Raw genomic sequence first — 18,591 nt, 5'->3', positions numbered from 1 at the left:
ACTCTATGTCATTCCCGCATAGGCGGGAATCCAGTAAAACCTATAAAAAACTTGTTTATTTTATCAATAATATGTAATTTTTGTACCGATATTAAGTTATTTATTCTGGATTCCTGCTCCGCAGGAATGACATTAAGAGCATGAAAAAGGATTATTTCAGCATTATTGCCGAATATATTTGCATAATAATCTATAAATTAAAATTTTATCAAATACTACATCATAGAAAACGTTATTATGTCAGTGAAATAGATATTATTGCGTTACGTAATAAAGAAATTGTTTTTATTGAAGTCAAAGCAAGAAACTCTAAAATTGATGATAGATTTGTATCTTTCAATCAGCAAAGAAGAATTACTAGGGCTGCTGAAATGTTTTTAAGTAGTAATTCTAAATATAGAAATTATAATATCAGGTTTGATTTGGTAATTATAAGATCTTATAAATTACCTATAATTATAAAAACGCATGGTAGTATAATTCAAAAAGCTTTTGTAGGTCTCGCCTTTAAATTCGTCTTGTCTGAAGCTTTCTGAATTATACTACATCAATATTTAATTTATTCGGAGTATGTGATATGGCACTTGCTACTAAAGTAAAAGAATTTTTAGAAGAAAAATTAAAACAAGAAAAGATAGATCGTAAATATCTTGCTCAAGTTACTGATATCCCTTACACAACCGTTAGCAGAATTATGAGAGCAGAAGTTAATCGTGAATTTAATCCTGAAATAGATACTATTTTAAAAATAGCAAAATATTTTAATTGTACTATGGATGAGGTAATAAAAAGAAAAGTACAGAATAATTCATAAAACTTGATACAAGTGAATTTTGCATGACTCGCCTGTACTCACGTAGTTTACCTACTGCTTTCGTAGGTTCGCATTTAAATTCATCTTGTCTGAATCTTTCTGAAATATGCTGTACCTACGAAATAAAACATAAAATATGACAATAAAAAATAAAGGACTGATTATAATTTTATCTTCCCCTTCAGGTACAGGTAAGTCAAGTTTAGCTAAAGCATTATTGAAAATAGATAATAATTTGCGTTTATCTATTTCGGCAACTACAAGAAAACCACGTTTAGGAGAAGTAGAGGGTATAAACTATTACTTTAAGACCGGTCTAGAGTTTGAAGAATTAGTTAAGCAGAATAAATTTCTTGAATATGCTAAAATATACGATAATTATTACGGTACGCCTAAAGAATATGTCGAAATGTTATTAAATCAAGGCTTGGACGTTGTGTTTGATATTGATTGGCAAGGAGCAAGGAGTATTAAGAAAAATGCTACTAATGTTGTTGCTATATTTGTATTGCCTCCTAGTATTGAAATACTGGAACAACGCTTAAGAAATAGAGCGACCGATAATGAAGAAGCAATAAAATTACGTATGCAGTCGGCACAAAACGAAATGTCACATGCTAATGAGTACGATTATGTAATTACTAACGATGATTTCGACCAGACGCTTAAAAAAATATATGCGATTATAGTTGCAGAACGAGAAAAAGCGTTTTGACTTTATCGTTTTTTCTTTCTATACTGAAAAGTAGAAGTTATGTTTCTAATTTTCATGGTACTAGTTTAAACGCTTAGAAAACAATTCCTTTCATCAATAATAAAATATTTTAAAACTCATAAAGTTTGTGCTTTGTTAGGACCAAGGCAGTGTGGAAAAACTACCCTTTCTAAACAGTTCGCAGAAGCTTATAATATTCCTAAAATCAATATTTTTGATCTTGAACATCCCTTAGATTTAGCAAGATTAAATGAACCGATGCTTGCTTTGTCTGATCTAAAAGGATTTGTTATTATTGATGAAATTCAGTATAAACCGAATCTATTCCCTATTTTAAGAGTTCTTGTTGATACAACTGATATTAAATTTTTAGTACTAGGCAGTGCATCAAGAGACTTAATTAAACAAGGTTCTGAAACACTAGCAGGTAGAATAGGTTATATTGAAATGACACCGTTTACTTTATCTGAAGTGTCAGGTACTCAGCAATTATGGATACGCGGCGGATTTCCTTTATCATATCTTGCAGATGATGAAGAGTTAAGTGCTTTATGGCGTCAGAATTACATTAAAACATTTTTAGAAAGAGATATACAAAATTTAGGTTTTACAAATTCCGTCTATGCAGTTACGTAGGTTTTGGTTAATGCTTTGCCATTATAACGCTAATATATTTAATGCCTCAGAACTTGGAAATTCTTTATCTATCTCATATCATACTGCAAAGCATTATTTAGATATTTTAGAGGGAACTTTTATGATCCGTATTTTGCAGCCTTGGTATGAAAACCTTAAAAAAAGACAAGTTAAAACTCCAAAAATCTTTTTTAGAGATAGTGGAATATATCACGCTTTATTAGGCTTAAATAATTATGAAGCTTTAAGCACTCATCCTAAAATAGGTGCATCATGGGAAGGATTTGCCTTAGAACAAATTATTAGATATTATAAAGCAGAACCCGAAGAATGTTATTTTTGGTCATCTCATAATGGAGCGGAAATAGATCTTTTACTTTTTAAAAATGGAAAACGTTTGGGGTTTGAAATTAAATATACAAATACACCGAGCATGACAAAATCAATGCAAATATCTTTAGAAGATTTAAAACTTGATCAAATGAATGTAATATTTCCAGGTGATATTAGCTTTAAATTGTCAGAAAAAATACAGTCAATAGGTCTTTCGAGCTTAATTAAAATGATACAAAAGCTGCAATTATATAGTTACAGCTTTTAGAATGTTATATTATTTCACATCCGCCTTTTTTAGCACCTTTGCCGGCAAGTTTTGTTTGCTGAGCTTCATAATCATTATGCATTTTATCAAAATTTTGATCAACTGTTAAATATGTTGTTCCAGTACTATTAGGTGGGCTTACCATATTTTTCATAGGTTGAGATTTTATCTCGTTTGATAAAGTTGTTGTTTTAGCTTTAATTCTTTGTAATGCCGCTAATGTATCCATATCATTACTTTGTTTACTCATATTTCCTCCTATATTTTATTTGTTAAATTTTATCTTATCCACACGTTATTTTGTTTTTTTTGTTGAACTTGATTACTTTGCTCAACTTGGTGATTCTTTGGGGTAGCTATTGGGTTATTTAAAGAATCTTTTATTTTATTAGCTTCACGTTGAGTATTAATTTTACTACATATATTTTTACGTACATCTCGATCTTCACTGCTTAATTTTTTATTATTGACTATTGCTTCCTGTTGGTTATTGAGTAAAAAATGCTTCTGTTTAAATTCTTGATGTTTGTTAGGATCTAGAGTATTTTTTGATTTCTCTATAGCATCTCTAAGCTGATTTATTTTGTTTTGATTTTCTTGGTGAAATACATTAACACTTTCTATTTCTTCTTGAACGTGTTTTTGAACTTTTTTAGCTTCTTTTACTACAGTGTTTTTAACTGCTAGATTTTCTTTCTTTACTTTTAAATTCTCTTCTAATTCCTTAATTTGTTCAGGTAATAAATTTTTATCTTTTAATTTCTCGGTTAAATCATTAATTTCTTTTTCTATAATCTCTTTTTCTTCATTAGCTTTTTTAACTATTATATTTACTTTTTCTTGTTCCTTCTTAAGCTCTGCAAGTTTTTGTCTACGTTCTTCTATTGCTTCTTTAGTTAAAATATTTTTATTAATCGCCTGTTCATCGATTATCTCTTCTCCATTTTCATTTATTCTAACCATTGTTGCTATAGGAGAAGATAATTTTTTATATTCTTCTGATTTTCTCTTAAATCCATCATGGATAGCATTAAGTTCTTGAATTTGCCTTGCAGCTTCTATTTTATATTGTATTATTGCTTCTTCCTGTTCTCTTTGTTTTTCTAACTGTTTTAGCTCTTTTTGAGTAATTTCAGAATTAATCTGGCTTTCTGCTAGTTCTTGCTTTTTTAATGCTATAGCCTCTACTTTTTCTGCTATATCATTAATAAAAGAACTATCGGATTTAATATTTCGAGCTGCACTTACTAATCTACTTAACTCTGCAGGGTTATTAGTAGCGGTAATTTGAGCAAGAATAGCTTGGATATCATTAAGCGCATTAGTTGTTTTTTCTTTTTGTGGATATTCTTTATTCATAATTTTACTCACAATAACCTTTTATGTGTGTTTCCATTATCTATATAAACGTTAACAAAAATTAACAATTAAGTCAAGAAAATTTTAACAAAAATTAATTTTGTATTTCTAGCCATTGATTTAATAACCCATCTAGCTTCTTTTTATCATGAGTTAATTGATTTGTGATCTGAGTGTATTTTTGAGGATTATCTAAATACAGATTAACGTCTTCAAGTTCTTTTTCTAAGTGTTTGATGGATATTTCTAGCTTCTCAATATCATTTGGTAATGTTTCAAGCAAACGCTGGTATTTATAAGATAGCTTTTTATTTAGAGGTTCTTTTTGAGAAGTTAATGGTAGTGGTTTTGAAGCTTTTTTAGTTATAGGAGAGGTAGTAAAATACTGCTTATAATCTTCATAACCTCCTGTCAAATCATGAATTTTACCTTGAGCGAAAACTAAAGTTCTAGTAACTAACCTATCTAAAAAATCACGATCATGGCTCACGACTATTAAAGTACCTGAATAATCTGCAAGTATATCTAGTAAAATTTCCAGACTATCCATATCGAGGTCATTAGTCGGTTCATCTAAAATTAACAGATTTCCAGGGTTAATTAGAATTTTTGCAAGTAATAATCTATTAGCTTCACCGCCTGATAAAATAGCAGTTTTTGCATTAAGTAGTTTAGGATTAAACATAAATTGTTTTAAATAACCGGCAACATGCATGGTTTTACCGTTTGGCAAAAATACTTGATCACCGCCTGTAGGACATAAAGTTTGTTGTAATGTATGATTAGGCTCTAGTTTTTCTCTATGTTGATCAAAATATGAAATATCTAAATTACCGCCATATATAATTTTACCCAAGTCAGGTGTAAGTTGCTTTGTTAGTAATTTGATAAAGGTAGATTTGCCTGAGCCGTTTGCACCTATTATACCGATTTTCTCGCCTTTTTTTACACGAAAGCTAAAATTATCAATAATTTTAGTATTTTTATAACTAAAAGTAATATTATCTGCTTCAATAATGAATTTGCTTTTAGCTATATTTTCGGCAAGCTCTGCCCTAACTCTTTGTTTTGAACTAGCTAGTTTTTCAGTCTGTTCTTGTGTTATTGCTCTTAAAGCTTTCAACTCCGCAAGTCTCTTTTGATTCCGCTTACGTCTAGCAGTAACACCGGCATTTAACCATTCATTCTCTTGAGATAATTTTTTATTTAATTTCCGAAGAGAGGCTTCTTCTTGTTCTATGGTAATTGTTTGCCATGCATCAAAAAATTTAAATCCTTTATCGGATTTACGTAAAATCCCTCTATCAAGCCACCAAATTTTATTAGTAACATTTGAGAGGAATGTTCTATCATGACTAACGCAAATAATAGCACCGTTATAAGATTTAACAAATTCTTCTAACCATTCGATTGTTTCAATATCTAGATGGTTAGTCGGTTCATCAAGTAGTAATATTTCCGGCTCTAATATTAAAGCTTTAGCAAGGCTTGCTCTTCTAAGCTGACCCCCTGAATAGGTTGATAAGTTATCTGTTCCGTTGATTTGTAATTTTTCTAGAATTATATCGATTTGGTATTTATCTATTTCTTTTGTACTATCTGTTTGTTGTAAGACAAAATCATAAACAGTTAGATTAGTTTTTATAGAAATATCTTGTCTTAAATAACCGGTTGTAACTAAAGGATCTTGAAATAACTCACCGTTATCTAGCTCATAATTACCTGATATTACTTTCATTAAGCTTGATTTCCCGCAGCCGTTACATCCTATAAGACAAATCTTATCGCCTTTGTACAAATAAAGCTCTAAATCAGATAAAATTACTTTATCCGCAAAGCTTAGATTACCGTTTTTGATGTAATAAATTGAGGTCATAATGGTGTCATAACCTTCTTAATCACTAAACTGGCATTAGTACCACCAAATCCGAACGAGTTGGAAAGCACGTAATCTATCTTAGTTTTCTTAGCTTTAAGTGCAACTAAATCTATCTTAACCTCATCCATAGGGTTATCTAAGTTTAAGGTTGGTGGTGCAATCTGATCTCTAATTGCAAGAGCTGAAAAGATAAACTCAACACTTCCTGCCGCACCAAGCAAATGTCCTATTGATGATTTAGTAGAAGACATTAAAACTTTGGGATTCGCTTCTAAAAATAATTTTTGTACGGCTGCTAATTCTATTCCATCACCAAGTGTAGTAGAAGTACCGTGTGCATTAATATAATCAATCATATCGGGCGTGATAGCTGCATCTAGCATTGCGTCTCTCATCGCTCTATAAGCTCCTCTACCTTCAGGATGTGGGGCTGTCATATGATATGCGTCACCTGTAGAGCCGTATCCTATAACTTCACCGTAAATTTTAGCACCGCGATTTACAGCATGCTCATATTCTTCCAAGACTACAACGCCTGCTCCTTCACCCATAACAAAACCGCTGCGGTCTTTATCCCAAGGTCTTGAGGCTTTTTCAGGATTATCGTTATATTTAGTACATAATGCTCTAGCAGCAACGAAACCTGCAACTCCAACAGGTGTAACTGGAGCTTCTGCACCGCCTGCGATCATAACATCGGCATAGCCGTGCTTTATCATACGCATAGCATCGCCTATAGCATGTGCCCCTGTAGAGCAAGCTGTTACTGCCGCTTGGTTCGGACCGCTAAAACCGTATTTTATAGAAACAAGACCGGATAAAAGGTTAATTAATGAGGCGGGAATAAAGAAAGGGCTAACTTTGCCGTTATTTTCTTGATAAAGTTTGATAGAGGTATATTCGATCATTTTAAGCCCGCCGATTCCTGAACCTAATATCAAGCCGGTTCTATCACGAGATTCTTCATCTTCGGGTAACCAGCCGCTATCTTCAACTGCTTCGGTTGCGGCTGCTACTCCGTAATGGATAAATTTATCCATTTTACTTAGTCTATTAACGTCATCTGCTTGTGTGAAATTTTCAAGTTTAAATCCATCTTTCTCAGAGTTATCTATAAGTCCGACAATTTTACACGCAAGTTTAGAGGTGTCAAATTCCGTAATAGTTTTTATGCCGCTTACTCCGGTTACAATATTTTTCCAAGATGAGCTAACATTAAGCCCAACAGGAGTAACAAGTCCAAGCCCGGTAATAACTACTCTTTTATTTACTCTTTGATTCGACATTTTTAATTATCTATTAGGGATTTAATTTATGCAGATTAAGCTTGGCGTTCTTTGATATATTTTATAACATCGGATACGGTTTTAATTTTAGTGGCTTCATCATCAGGGATATCAATACCGTATTCAACTTCTATTGCCATCATTAATTCTACGGTATCAAGGCTATCGGCTTTCAAATCTTCTATAAATCTTGAATCCGTAGTTATTATCGATTTATCTTTATTTAGCTTTTCAGCAACCATTTCAATAACTTTCTGTTCGATCTTGTCCGTTGTACTCATAATTTTGAACTCCATAAATCATTTAATTTTATATGCCGTATAATAGCGGTTATTCGGCTATTAGACTTTATTTTAACTGTATGAATATTTATTTAAAATATTCATAGCATTTTATCTTTAAAAGAACTTCTAGCACAAAAAATTATTTTATGCTAGCACAAAATAATCTTATTAATTTTTATACCATTAACATACCGCCGTTTACATGTATAGTTTGACCGGTAATATATGATGCCTGATCGCTTGCTAAAAATGCGACTGCATTTGCCACGTCTTCCGGCATACCGTAAGTACCTAGCGGAATTTTTTGTACTATGACTTCTCTTTGTTTTTCGTTTAGTTTATCGGTCATATCTGATTTAATAAATCCTGGAGCTACTGCATTAACCGTAATTCCTCTGGTTGCAACTTCATAAGAGAGCGATTTGGTCATGCCTATTAAACCTGCTTTAGAAGCACAATAATTAGCCTGCCCAGGGTTACCTGAAATTCCTACTATTGAAGATATGTTAATAATACGTCCATATCTGTTTTGCATCATTTTTTTTATTGCTTCACGATTTAAAATAAAATTTGCTTTTAAATTAATATCAATAACTTTGTCAAAATCTTCATCTTTCATTCTAATTGCTAGCGTATCGCTAGTAATACCGGCATTACATACTAAAATATCTAGCTTTGATGCTTTAGATATTAAATTGCTGCATTCTTCCTTATTTGCAAGGTTGCATATTTCTATCGTATAATTATCTTTTAAAACATTTCCAAGGGATTTTAATTTTTCCTCATTACTACCACTAATAATTACATGGCTTCCGAGTTTGTGTAGTAACCTTGCTATAGCTCCGCCTATGCCTCCTGAAGCTCCCGTAATTAAGGAAGTTTTACCTGTTAAATCAATCATTTTCTTCCTCCGTTTGATCAAGATTTATATTAGTAATTTTTGACGATTTTTCACGTATTATTTTCTCAATTTCGTTGGAAATTTGTGGATGTTCTTTTAAATATTGTTTGACGTTTTCACGCCCTTGACCTATGCGTACGTTATTGTAGGAAAACCAAGAACCGGATTTCTCAACAATATCAAGCTTAACTCCAAGGTCAATTATCTCGCCTTCTTTTGAAATACCTGAACCGTACATTATGTCAAAATCTGCAGTTTTAAACGGAGGAGATACTTTGTTCTTGACTACTTTTACTTTGGTTTGGCTGCCTATTACTTCTTCTTTATCTTTAATGGAGCCGATTCTTCTTATATCGATTCTAACAGAAGCATAGAATTTTAAGGCATTACCGCCTGTCGTAGTTTCAGGACTACCGAACATCACACCTATTTTCATTCTGATTTGGTTGATGAAAACAGTAATACAATTGGTACGATTAATTGATGCGGTAAGTTTACGCAAAGCCTGACTCATTAATCTTGCCTGAGAAGCCATTTGAGCATCACCCATTTCGCCCTCAATCTCTGATTTCGGTACTAAAGCCGCAACACTATCTATTATTATCATATCAATACCGCCGGAACGAATTAACGTATCGGCAATTTCTAGGGCTTGTTCACCTGTATCGGGCTGTGAAATAATAAGCTCATCAATATTTACGCCTAATTTTTTAGCATAAGCAGGGTCTAATGCATGCTCAGCATCAATAAAAGCACATGTGCCGCCTTTTTTCTGTGCTTCGGCAATTAAATGTAGTGTTAAAGTAGTTTTACCTGAGCTTTCAGGACCAAAAATCTCGATTATTCTGCCTTTAGGAACACCGCCAATCCCAAGAGCTATATCTAGCCCAAGTGAGCCGGTCGATACAGCCTCTATATCAACATTTGGACGCTGCCCTAGTTTCATTACCGAACCTTTACCGTAGCTTTTTTCGATTTGTGCGAGTGCTGCGGCAATGGCTCTTTCCTTATCTGTATTTGACATAAATTTCCATATTATAATTTAAAATATAAGATTGAGAAAGAAAAATCAAATTTTATTTATGTTATTGTGCTTGTAAAATTAAATCTTGACTTCCATATTAGGTGATGCTTAGATGTTAAATTTACTTGTGTTATAAATTTAAAAGCTAATTAAATTACTTGTTAACAGTCGCATAGTTTCCAAAAAAGATAGATTTAGTAAAACCCTTATTAAATAACTTATCACATATGGTATCACAATTCTCACAAACTGAATATATCGCTAAAGATAATTCAGCATCTACATCTTATAAATTTAGATGGCATATTTTAATTATTTTAAGCATTTACTTACTTTTGGTATCGATGGATGCTACAATGCATATGCATTAGTATTATCAGGTCTTCTAATTACCGCAGGTGCATTAGGAGATAGATTCGGTCGTAAAAGATTATTACTTTGGGGGCTTTTAGTTTTTTCCATCGCTTTAATGTTAGTTTATGTATTTGATAGCTCATGGGGATTGGTATTATGTCGTGCTTTACTTGGGGGATCAATGATTATGCCTTCCACTTTATCGATATTGCGTAACATTTTTACTAATACACATGAACGTATGATCGCAATGTCCGTGTGGGGAATAATGGCAACTGTAGGAGCAGCTATAGGACCCGTACTAGGAGGAATATTGGTTGAGCTTTTAAGTTGGCAATTTGCATTTTTTATAGCACCTATTGCATTAGTAATTAATTGCTTTTGGAATAGTTTGGATTCCTGAATCATCTAATCCTAGTAATGAACCATGGGATTGGATAGGAGTATTTCAATCGTTTTTTGGGATGGCAGCTTTAGTTCAAGGCATTAAGATGTTGGCTAAATACGGTATTATGAATCTAGCATCCGGCGGAATACTATTAATTGGCATTGTGTTACTAATAATATTTACCTTACGCCAACTTAAAAGTGATGATCCGTTAGTGGATATGCGTTTATTCTTAATTAGCAATTTTAGTATAGGAATAATAGTTTATTTGCTGATTACTTGTGTCTTAGGATCCATAATGTATCTTATGTCCTTATGGTTACAGTTTATCAAAGGGTTAAGTCCTTTGTATGCAGGGCTTTATATGTTGCCTGCAGCAGTTTTTGCTTTAATTGCATCTTTAGTTATGCCATATTTACTCACACGATTTACCGCACGTGTAATAATGTTTAGTGGGCTTATCTTTACACTATAGCATTGATTTTACCTAGTATATTAGACTATAGAGATTTACTATCGAATACTATATATCTTGGATTGCTTGGTATAGGAAGTAGTCTATACCTCTCTACCACCGTAACAGTTATGATGAATGCAGTGCCGGCAGAGAGATCCGGAGATGCAGCAGCATTACAAGAAACAGCATATGAATTAGGTAATGTATTAGGTATAGCTGTTATTGTGAGTATTACATCTCTTATATATAGTAACAATCTAGTAATTCCTCACGGTGTTTCTGTATCAATGGCAGAAATAGCTCGTGACTCAATCGGTGAAGGAATAATTATTGCTCAACAACTACCACCTTCATTTGCTCACGAGTTAGGAGGTGAATATTGCTTTTATAAATGCATTGAATATAGTAAGTATTATTCTAGGAATAATCATGCTAATATTGGCGGGTGTGATTATGTATGTTCTCCCTTCTTTTAAAGCATCTACCTCTCTACATTAATAGCTTTATTACATAGATGAAATTGGTATAGAAACCTTACCGTCTTTTGCTCTCGATTGATTAAACTTAAATTGCTCAAGTTTCAACCACCGAAGAGAAATAAACTCTTGGTGGTCGGGGAAGTAAGAAAACCATCAACGATAGCCATAATAGCCTTTAGGTTCTAAGCTTAAGCTTTAAACCTTGGACATAACTATTATAACCCCGACCGGAATAAAGCTGAGGATTGCATCATTTTTATGGTCGATACAAATACCACGTTGATTAAGAGTTTCTTACGCCCCGAAATAGCATTTTGCTATTTCGAGTATCATTTTATATATAACTTTCAAAAAATCAATGATGGTTTGTTATGGTACTAACAACGTTCTATGCTTCTATAGAGTCAGATGGTGATGATACATCGGCTAATAACGGCATTTTGCAATTTTGATAGTCAATATCTGTGTAACGAGGGTTAAATATCTCAAATATTTCTGTAATGCTTTCTTTATATTCTTCAGACTTGGGATTTGCTGTTCGTATAATTGTTATTAAGCTTGCAAAGTTGCTGATAGTCTGAAAACTATCATCACCGCCAAGACTCTTACATATTTCATGCAATATTCCGCTTAAAGAATCTAAGTTTATTGCTATAGCGGATGGGGAATTTAATTTTACAATTTCATTATTTAAATTAGTTAGTGGTAGTATTAAGAATTCATATTCCTTAATAGATTTTGCTAGTTTTATAATATCATCTAAATTATTAATTTTTATAACTTCATTTAATATAACTGCATTATTCTTAAAATTTTCATGTAGTAGTTCTACAAATGCTAATTCTTTATTCTTCATTACTAAATCTAAATTTTCATTTTTTGTATTTCTTCCCTTATACCAATCCCATCCATATTTAGCTGCAAAACCTAGACTTATTAATCCAAATACCGTAGCGGTGATATAAGCACCGGCATATCCACCGCCATTTGTATCGTCGTTGGGTTCTTCTGTAGTGGAAGTGGTTGCCTCAGTGAAAGGTTTACTTAGTAGATCTAAAATATTTTTACCTACTTCTGTAGGGGATATATCGTCCAAAGTTACGTTGAAAGCATCTAGAATAACCTTAAGATTATCAGTAGTGAATTTGACTGGTATATTCAATAAATTAAAAATTTCTACCCCTGCTTCTTGAGCATTTTTCAAAGTTATTTCCGAATGATTTAAAATATCTCTCAAATTATTAACAAGCATTTTGGCATTATGCTCTTGTAAAACAGCTTTGCCTTCAGTGGTAGTGCATTCCTTTAATTCTACTAGGGTATTGTTTTGAAGTAAGTGCTTACCTTCTTCTAAAATAACGCTAGTACTGTTTCCATAAGTAACAATAGATTTTATAGGGATTTTAATGCCTGTACACTCCCTAATTATTGCTGATAAATCGTTAGGTACATCTGTTAAATGAGTATAGATTCCTGCCCAATTACATTTTATATTCTCAACTAAATAACCGTTAGTGAAATTTCCTTTAACAGTATTGTATACTGATGAAAGTATAGTATTGCCTAACTTATAAATAATATGCTTTGTATTTCCAGGTAAGCTACTCACCATTTCATTTGCAAATATAGGCATGAAACAGTTTAAGTTTATATTTAATATAGGTGCCATAATATTACTTCTTTAATTAATAAAACCATAAAACATGGTTTCTAGAGTATATTAATGTTTTTGTCAAGATGAAGTTAAAATAAATTAATATATGAAAAGATTTGAGAAAGATGATTGTTATGCTGTAATGTTTCGTTTTTTCGTCATTGCGAGGAGAGGCAAAGCCTCGACGTGGCAATCTCAGGCATTTTGTACTAGACTTCTTGCATAACCTATCTTATAAAGAGGAATTTGAAGGAAACACGGAACGCAGCACCGGCAGAGTACACTTAGTATGTGAGGATGCGAGTACCGGATTGACGTACAAATTACCTTTAGAAGGAGGTTATGCAAGAAGTCTAGTACAAAATGCCTGAGATTGCCACGCTCCTTACAGTCGCTCGTAATGACGATTTGGTGTCCATGCAATAATACCTTGCGGGAATGACATAGAACGAGCTATACAACATTACTTACCTATACAGAAATTTTTAAAGATCTCGCCTAGTGTTTCTTCTACGTTGATAACACCCGTAATTGCACCGATGCAGCGTGCCGTCATTCTAATATCTTCAGTTGCTAGGACTAAATCATTATCTAAGCTAAAAGCCATTAAATGTGAGAGAGCTTGTTTTAAATAATGACGATGACGCTGATTTGTTATATAAGGAGTTTCGGTAAATCCTGCTATATTTTCGGCAATATTTTCAATATTTTTTAATATACTTGAAAGAGCAATATTATTTTTTACTGAAACTCTTAAGCACTTATATTTATTTTCAATAGAAAAGATTTTACTAGCTTCGATTAAATCGATTTTATTAATTATTGTGATAGTATTTTTATCAATTAAATTAATAATATCTTCATTTATAGAGGAGTCTAATTTTTCAGCATCAAACATTATAATTTTAATATCCGCTGTTTTAGCCGAATTAATAGCTCGTTTTATACCTTCTTGCTCGATAATGTCACTACTTTCTTCTCTTATACCTGCTGTATCCTGTAAAATAATAGGATAGCCGCCAATGTCTAAATGCCCCTCAATTATATCTCTAGTAGTTCCTGCGATATTTGAGACAATCGCTATATCTCTCTGCATTAAAAAATTTAGTAAGCTAGACTTACCAACATTTGGTGGACCGATAATTGCAAGCTTAAGACCGCTATTTAGTAATTCTCCCCGTCTATTATCGTTAAGATAATTAGATATTTCATTTACAAGGTTTTTATGAGTGTTATTAACGTCATTAAGGACGCTATCCGGTATATCTTCATCAGGGAAATCTATATAAGCTTCAAGCAGAGAGATAATTTTTAAAAGCTGACTACGCCAGTTATTATATAATTCTTCAAGTCCGCCGCTTGCTTGTTTAATTGCTTGTCTATGCTGCATAATGGTTTCGGCATTAATTAGATCAGCTATCCCCTCTGCTGCCGTTAAATCGAATTTGTTATTTAAAAAAGCTCTTTTGGTAAATTCTCCTGCTTCTGCCAAACGAGTATCAGCTATATTTAACAATGCATTAATAAGCATTATAGAAATAGCTTTACTACCGTGCGTATGAATCTCAACTACGTCTTCACCGGTAAAACTACCTGGTGATTTAAAATAAACAACCATAGCATTATCAATTAGCTCCTTAGTTTCAGGGACTGTAATTTGTTGATAATACATTAATCTCGATTTAAAGTCCTTTCTACCGGTAAGTAGTTGTAACACTTCTAAGCTTTTAGGACCGGAAATCCTAAAAACCGCTACGCCTGCTTTACCGAATGCAGAGCTTTGTGCAAATATCGTTTCCACTTATTTTCTATGCCTCTTGCTTAAGTTATTTTATATAATATAATAACAAAAGAAATAATCATATTATTATTACTTGAGAAAATCATGACCCCAAAAACAACCTCTTTAAATTTTAGTCGTTTAAATTGTCAAATTCCGAATTATAAAACTAAAATTCTAGAACTTAGCAAGGAACGTGAATCAAGTTCCATATATATAGATTTTGTTCAGAAGTTTTTAAATTATATTCCGATAGATTATGATTTTGAGAATAGAGAAAAATTATTTAAAAATTTTGCAGATGAAGCCTTTAAGTTTTTTAAGCAAAGGGTAGAAAGAGCAAGAAAAATAGCAATAACAAAGGCAGTTATCGAAAATGATCCGGCAATAAATGTCTTGATATTACTTGATAATAAGCCGCATATTGTTGATTTTATCATATGTCTGCTTAAAAACATGAATTTGCAAACTAAGTTTTTACTCCATCCGGTAATAAACTGTGTCCGAAATAGTAAAGGAGAATTAGAAAAAATATTAGAAAATTCTGTGTCGGATGAAAAATCAGAATCGATACTACATTTAACCATTTTAGGAAATTTTGATAATAAAACTGCTACATTTTTAACTGAGGCTATAAATGAAAGATTAGCAGAGTTAGAGCAAAGCTATAGCCATTTACCGCAATTACTCACAAAATTACAAGATTTATCTGAAAATATAATCGATAATGATAAATTAAATTTTGAAGAGGCTAAAGAATTCTTAAATTGGTTACAAAACGATAATTTGGTTTTATTAGGGACTCTTGATTTTGAGGTAAAATCTTTAAAATTAAGCAATGAAATAGGAGCAGCAAAAATATGGCAAGAAGTAAAAGACGAGATTGATGATATTATAAAATGTTCTGCTAATCCTTTATATCAGAATCAATTAATAATACTCGGTAAAATAAATAGTGCGTCGCTTATCCATTCAGATAATTTAATCGACTATATCTTAGTGAAAAAATTTAACTCTTCGGGTGAATATATTTCGGGAAGTATAATTTTCGGCATATATAATTCAAATATGTATTATCATTCAATAAGTAATATTCCAATCCTACGACAAAAATTTAATTTTGTAATTGAGAAAGCCGGTTTTGCATTATCCGGTTATAATGCCGATAAGTTAAGAATTTTAATGGAGTCGTTACCGAGAGAAGCTTTAATACAAATTGATCAAGGCGATTTATATTGTATGTGTTTACATATGCTCTCAAGTATGATGAGTAAGAAGCTTAAATTATTTATTCAATATGATTGGTCGAGTTCTTTTCTTAATATCATAATTTTTCTGCCACGAGAACGTTTAACGGCTGAAATACATAATATGATAGATTGTTATTTAGCGGAAAAATTCGGCAGTAAAATTTTATCCAACTATATCACCGAAGTAGTCGGTAATTTTTCTTATCTTTTTGTAACGCTTGAAGCACAAGGGGAACATAAAATAAATTTTGAAGCAGAAATAATACAGCAAGATTTAGATCGTATCTCTACACGTTGGAGTGAAGATTTTTATTTTAAGCTTTCTAAAAAATTCGGCGAATATCAAGCAGGTATTAATTTAAAGCTTTTTGATAATGTTTTTCCGGCAGACTATAGGCAAAAATTTTCTCCAGAGATAGCTTTAGTAGATATTGAATATTTAACGGAAGCAAGCAAGTCACAAGAATGTATGTTTAATCTAGTTTCTGTAAATGAAATGGAATTTTACTTAAAAATATATAGTCCAAAAGTAAAACTTGCCCTTTCTAACATATTGCCGCCAATCGAAAATTTAGGTTTTAAAGCAATTGATGAACAAACTTTTGCAATTAAGGAGGCTTTGGGAATCAAAGAAAGCTGGATATATAATTTTATCTTAACTTCTATTGTACCTGTAAAGGATAATATTACCGAATTAAAAATAAATGTTGAAGAAGCTTTAGATAAAATGGCACTTGGGATGCTTGCTAATGATTCTTTAAGTAAATTAATAGTACTTGCCGGTTTTAATTGGAAGCAAGTTAAACTCGTCAAAGCTTTAACAAGATATTTACATCAAACAGGATTTAGTTACGGTAAAGGTTATGTACAGTTAACGTTACTTAAACATCCCGAATATACAAAAATGTTGGTAAATCTATTTGATATAAAATTCAATCCTAAATACTCCAATGATAGAAATCTTTCTAAACCAGCTTATAGAGAGGAATTTAAAGGAGACACGGAAGCACTTGCCGCCGCAGCGTACAAAGAAGTACGTGAGGATGCGAGTACCGGATCGACGTCTAAATTACCTCTAGAAGCGAAGCTTGGGAAGATGTCTAATAATTGTGACGTAATTAAAGACAAACTAAATAACTACTTAGTAACCGTTGAGATGAGTAGTGAAGATAAAGTACTACGTAATATGCTTGGTATAGTTAATGCTATTACTAGAACAAATTACTATCAACCACATAAACATATTTTTTCATTTAAGTTTGATTCTTCAAAAGTACCGGATTTACCTAAACCTGTTCCGTTTGCCGAAGCATTTGTTTATTCTAGAAATTTTGAAGCTGTTCATTTAAGAGGCGGTCCCGTATCGCGCGGGGGGCTTAGATGGTCGGATAGAGCAGAAGATTATAGGCTTGAAGTCCTTGGGCTTATGAAAGCACAAATGACGAAGAATTCCGTTATTGTCCCTGTCGGTTCTAAAGGCGGCTTTTATGTTCATTTTACTGAGGAAGGGCTTACTCGTGATGAATATATGGAAAAAGTGGTAGAATGCTATAAGAATTTCCTGAGAGGTTTATTAGACATAACCGATAATATCATTGACGGTAAAGTAGTACATCCGAAAGAGGTTATTATTTATGATAAAGAAGATCCTTATTTAGTGGTTGCTGCCGATAAAGGTACAGCTTCATTTTCGGATTATGCTAATAGTGTGGCAAGAGAATATAATTACTGGCTTGATGATGCTTTTGCTTCTGGTGGTTCTGCAGGTTACGATCATAAAAAAATGGCTATTACTTCCAAAGGAGCTTGGATTTCCGTAACTAATCACTTTAAAACTTTAGGGTTAGATGTCCAAAAAGACCCTATTACCGTCGTAGGTATAGGAGATATGTCGGGAGACGTGTTCGGTAACGGTATGCTAAGATCAGAGACTATTAAGTTAGTCGCCGCCTTTAATCATAAACATATATTTATTGATCCTACTCCTGATCCTTTATCAAGTTTTAATGAGCGTTTGCGTTTATTTAATTTAAAGGGTTCTAATTGGTCCGATTATGATTCTAAGCTGATTTCTAAAGGAGGCAAAGTATTTGAACGCAGTAGTAAATTAATAAAATTATCACCGGAAATTAAAAAATTACTTGATATAAATGATAATGAGATGTCACCGGAAGAATTAATTAAAGCTATTTTAAAAGCAGATGTTGATTTATTGTGGAATGGCGGAATAGGCACTTATATCAAAGCTAAAACGGAAAATAATTTAGAAATCGGTGATAAAGCAAATGATAACCTTAGATGTAACGGTGAAGAAATTAGAGCAAAGGTTATAGCAGAAGGCGGTAATGTCGGTGTATCACAGAGAGGTAGAGTTGAATATGCTAAAAAAGGCGGACGCATAAATGCCGACTTTATTGATAATTCAGCAGGTGTTGATTGCTCTGATCATGAAGTAAATATCAAGATTGCTTTAAGTAGTGCGGTAACCTCAGGAAAAATTACTTTAGAAGAACGTAATAAACTTCTAAACGATATGACAAAGCAAGTTGAAGAGTTAGTATTGCTTGATAATTATAAGCAAACCGAAGCAATAACAATTATGCAACTATCTCCTACTTTAACCGTTAATATACTTAGTCAATTCATAGATATTTTAGAAGAAGAAAAAGTATTAGAGCGGGAAAATGAATTCTTGCCTAGTGCAGAAGAATTGAATAGAAGAGCTATTAG

Annotated in this window: 16 protein-coding genes and 3 pseudogenes; 10 read left to right on the top strand and 9 right to left on the bottom strand. The window is 32.4% G+C overall.

From position 1 onward, the window contains the following. Positions 1-140 precede the first annotated feature (140 nt). From D6968_RS04270 to D6968_RS04250, 4 genes and pseudogenes are all read left to right on the top strand, one after another. Complete coding sequence (locus D6968_RS04270) at positions 141-536, top strand: YraN family protein (protein WP_245969320.1); 396 nt, start codon at positions 141-143, stop codon at positions 534-536. Positions 537-577: 41 nt separating this feature from the next. Next, positions 578-814 carry a helix-turn-helix transcriptional regulator gene (locus D6968_RS04265; protein WP_008579283.1) on the top strand — a complete coding sequence of 79 codons (237 nt, stop codon included), beginning with the start codon at positions 578-580 and terminating at the stop codon, positions 812-814. A 136-nt stretch (positions 815-950) separates the two neighbouring features. Beyond that, positions 951-1,529, top strand: coding sequence for a guanylate kinase (gene gmk / locus D6968_RS04255; RefSeq protein WP_121543643.1), 579 nt, complete (start codon positions 951-953; stop codon positions 1,527-1,529). A gap of 96 nt (positions 1,530-1,625) precedes the next feature. Further along, positions 1,626-2,753: pseudogene (locus D6968_RS04250) on the top strand (ATP-binding protein). A gap of 17 nt (positions 2,754-2,770) precedes the next feature. Here the strand turns inward: D6968_RS04250 and D6968_RS04245 are convergent. From D6968_RS04245 to recA, 7 genes are all read right to left on the bottom strand, one after another. Beyond that, on the bottom strand, positions 2,771-3,016 hold the full coding sequence (locus tag D6968_RS04245) for a hypothetical protein (RefSeq protein ID WP_121543641.1): 246 nt from the start codon (positions 3,014-3,016) through the stop codon (positions 2,771-2,773). Positions 3,017-3,045: 29 nt separating this feature from the next. Beyond that, positions 3,046-4,137 (bottom strand): coiled-coil domain-containing protein, encoded by a 1,092-nt coding sequence (locus D6968_RS04240; protein WP_121543639.1) that lies wholly within the window; start codon positions 4,135-4,137, stop codon positions 3,046-3,048. Positions 4,138-4,219: 82 nt separating this feature from the next. Then, positions 4,220-6,001: an ABC-F family ATP-binding cassette domain-containing protein gene (locus D6968_RS04235; RefSeq protein ID WP_121543637.1), complete on the bottom strand. Its 1,782-nt coding sequence runs from the start codon at positions 5,999-6,001 to the stop codon at positions 4,220-4,222. Beyond that, a complete protein-coding gene (fabF, locus tag D6968_RS04230) occupies positions 5,998-7,290 on the bottom strand; it encodes a beta-ketoacyl-ACP synthase II (protein WP_121543635.1) in 1,293 nt (430 codons plus the stop codon). The genes D6968_RS04235 and fabF overlap by 4 nt, the downstream gene beginning before the upstream one ends. A gap of 35 nt (positions 7,291-7,325) precedes the next feature. Next, positions 7,326-7,586 carry an acyl carrier protein gene (acpP, locus tag D6968_RS04225; RefSeq protein ID WP_177717326.1) on the bottom strand — a complete coding sequence of 87 codons (261 nt, stop codon included), beginning with the start codon at positions 7,584-7,586 and terminating at the stop codon, positions 7,326-7,328. Between the two features lie 163 nt (positions 7,587-7,749). Then, on the bottom strand, positions 7,750-8,475 hold the full coding sequence (gene fabG / locus D6968_RS04215; RefSeq protein WP_121543631.1) for a 3-oxoacyl-ACP reductase FabG: 726 nt from the start codon (positions 8,473-8,475) through the stop codon (positions 7,750-7,752). Continuing rightward, positions 8,468-9,499 (bottom strand): recombinase RecA, encoded by a 1,032-nt coding sequence (gene recA, locus D6968_RS04210; RefSeq protein ID WP_023507152.1) that lies wholly within the window; start codon positions 9,497-9,499, stop codon positions 8,468-8,470. The genes fabG and recA overlap by 8 nt, the downstream gene beginning before the upstream one ends. A 298-nt stretch (positions 9,500-9,797) precedes the next feature. Here recA and D6968_RS05450 point away from each other — a divergent pair, with 298 nt between their 5' ends. The 3 genes from D6968_RS05450 to D6968_RS06070 all read left to right on the top strand — a co-directional run bounded on the left by D6968_RS05450 (position 9,798) and on the right by D6968_RS06070 (position 11,174). Further along, the gene (locus D6968_RS05450) at positions 9,798-10,256 is read left to right on the top strand and encodes an MFS transporter (RefSeq protein ID WP_218564476.1); all 459 of its coding nucleotides are present in this window, start codon (positions 9,798-9,800) and stop codon (positions 10,254-10,256) included. A gap of 61 nt (positions 10,257-10,317) precedes the next feature. Then, the gene (locus D6968_RS05325) at positions 10,318-10,716 is read left to right on the top strand and encodes an efflux MFS transporter permease (RefSeq protein ID WP_177717323.1); all 399 of its coding nucleotides are present in this window, start codon (positions 10,318-10,320) and stop codon (positions 10,714-10,716) included. 2 nt (positions 10,717-10,718) lie between these two features. Further along, positions 10,719-11,174, top strand: a complete 456-nt coding sequence (locus tag D6968_RS06070) for a hypothetical protein (protein ID WP_245969318.1) — start codon at positions 10,719-10,721, stop codon at positions 11,172-11,174. Between the two features lie 391 nt (positions 11,175-11,565). Here D6968_RS06070 and D6968_RS04195 read toward each other — a convergent pair whose 3' ends face one another. Next, the gene (locus D6968_RS04195; protein ID WP_121543629.1) at positions 11,566-12,846 is read right to left on the bottom strand and encodes a DUF5460 family protein; all 1,281 of its coding nucleotides are present in this window, start codon (positions 12,844-12,846) and stop codon (positions 11,566-11,568) included. Positions 12,847-13,049: 203 nt separating this feature from the next. Between D6968_RS04195 and D6968_RS04190 the strand changes: the two genes are divergently transcribed. Beyond that, positions 13,050-13,202, top strand: a complete 153-nt coding sequence (locus tag D6968_RS04190; RefSeq protein WP_121543627.1) for a palindromic element RPE1 domain-containing protein — start codon at positions 13,050-13,052, stop codon at positions 13,200-13,202. Between the two features lie 92 nt (positions 13,203-13,294). Here the strand turns inward: D6968_RS04190 and mnmE are convergent, their stop codons facing one another. After that, positions 13,295-14,632 carry a tRNA uridine-5-carboxymethylaminomethyl(34) synthesis GTPase MnmE gene (mnmE, locus tag D6968_RS04185; RefSeq protein ID WP_121543625.1) on the bottom strand — a complete coding sequence of 446 codons (1,338 nt, stop codon included), beginning with the start codon at positions 14,630-14,632 and terminating at the stop codon, positions 13,295-13,297. Positions 14,633-14,716: 84 nt separating this feature from the next. On the opposite strand from mnmE, the pseudogene D6968_RS06560 reads away from it, so the two are divergent. Together D6968_RS06560 and D6968_RS06555 are read left to right on the top strand one after the other, a co-directional pair. After that, positions 14,717-16,813 (top strand): annotated as a pseudogene (locus tag D6968_RS06560) (NAD-glutamate dehydrogenase); the annotation flags it as partial. A 150-nt stretch (positions 16,814-16,963) separates the two neighbouring features. Continuing rightward, positions 16,964-18,591: pseudogene (locus tag D6968_RS06555) on the top strand (NAD-glutamate dehydrogenase domain-containing protein); the annotation flags it as partial.

The sequence above is a fragment of the Candidatus Rickettsia colombianensi genome, assembly GCF_003664375.1.
GTDB classification, from domain to species: Bacteria; Pseudomonadota; Alphaproteobacteria; order Rickettsiales; family Rickettsiaceae; genus Rickettsia; species Rickettsia tamurae.
Note: the sequence above shows the minus strand (reverse complement) of the source record. Positions and strands in the feature narration are given on the sequence as shown.

Coding starts and splice junctions, on each gene's coding strand:
- D6968_RS04270 (WP_245969320.1), top strand. CDS start 141: ATGAAAAAGGATTATTTCAGCATTATTGCCGAATATATTTGCATAATA.
- D6968_RS04265 (WP_008579283.1), top strand. CDS start 578: ATGGCACTTGCTACTAAAGTAAAAGAATTTTTAGAAGAAAAATTAAAA.
- gmk (WP_121543643.1), top strand. CDS start 951: ATGACAATAAAAAATAAAGGACTGATTATAATTTTATCTTCCCCTTCA.
- D6968_RS04245 (WP_121543641.1), bottom strand. CDS start 3,016: ATGAGTAAACAAAGTAATGATATGGATACATTAGCGGCATTACAAAGA.
- D6968_RS04235 (WP_121543637.1), bottom strand. CDS start 6,001: ATGACCTCAATTTATTACATCAAAAACGGTAATCTAAGCTTTGCGGAT.
- fabF (WP_121543635.1), bottom strand. CDS start 7,290: ATGTCGAATCAAAGAGTAAATAAAAGAGTAGTTATTACCGGGCTTGGA.
- acpP (WP_177717326.1), bottom strand. CDS start 7,586: ATGGAGTTCAAAATTATGAGTACAACGGACAAGATCGAACAGAAAGTT.
- fabG (WP_121543631.1), bottom strand. CDS start 8,475: ATGATTGATTTAACAGGTAAAACTTCCTTAATTACGGGAGCTTCAGGA.
- recA (WP_023507152.1), bottom strand. CDS start 9,499: ATGTCAAATACAGATAAGGAAAGAGCCATTGCCGCAGCACTCGCACAA.
- D6968_RS05450 (WP_218564476.1), top strand. CDS start 9,798: ATGGCATATTTTAATTATTTTAAGCATTTACTTACTTTTGGTATCGAT.
- D6968_RS05325 (WP_177717323.1), top strand. CDS start 10,318: ATGGCAGCTTTAGTTCAAGGCATTAAGATGTTGGCTAAATACGGTATT.
- D6968_RS04195 (WP_121543629.1), bottom strand. CDS start 12,846: ATGGCACCTATATTAAATATAAACTTAAACTGTTTCATGCCTATATTT.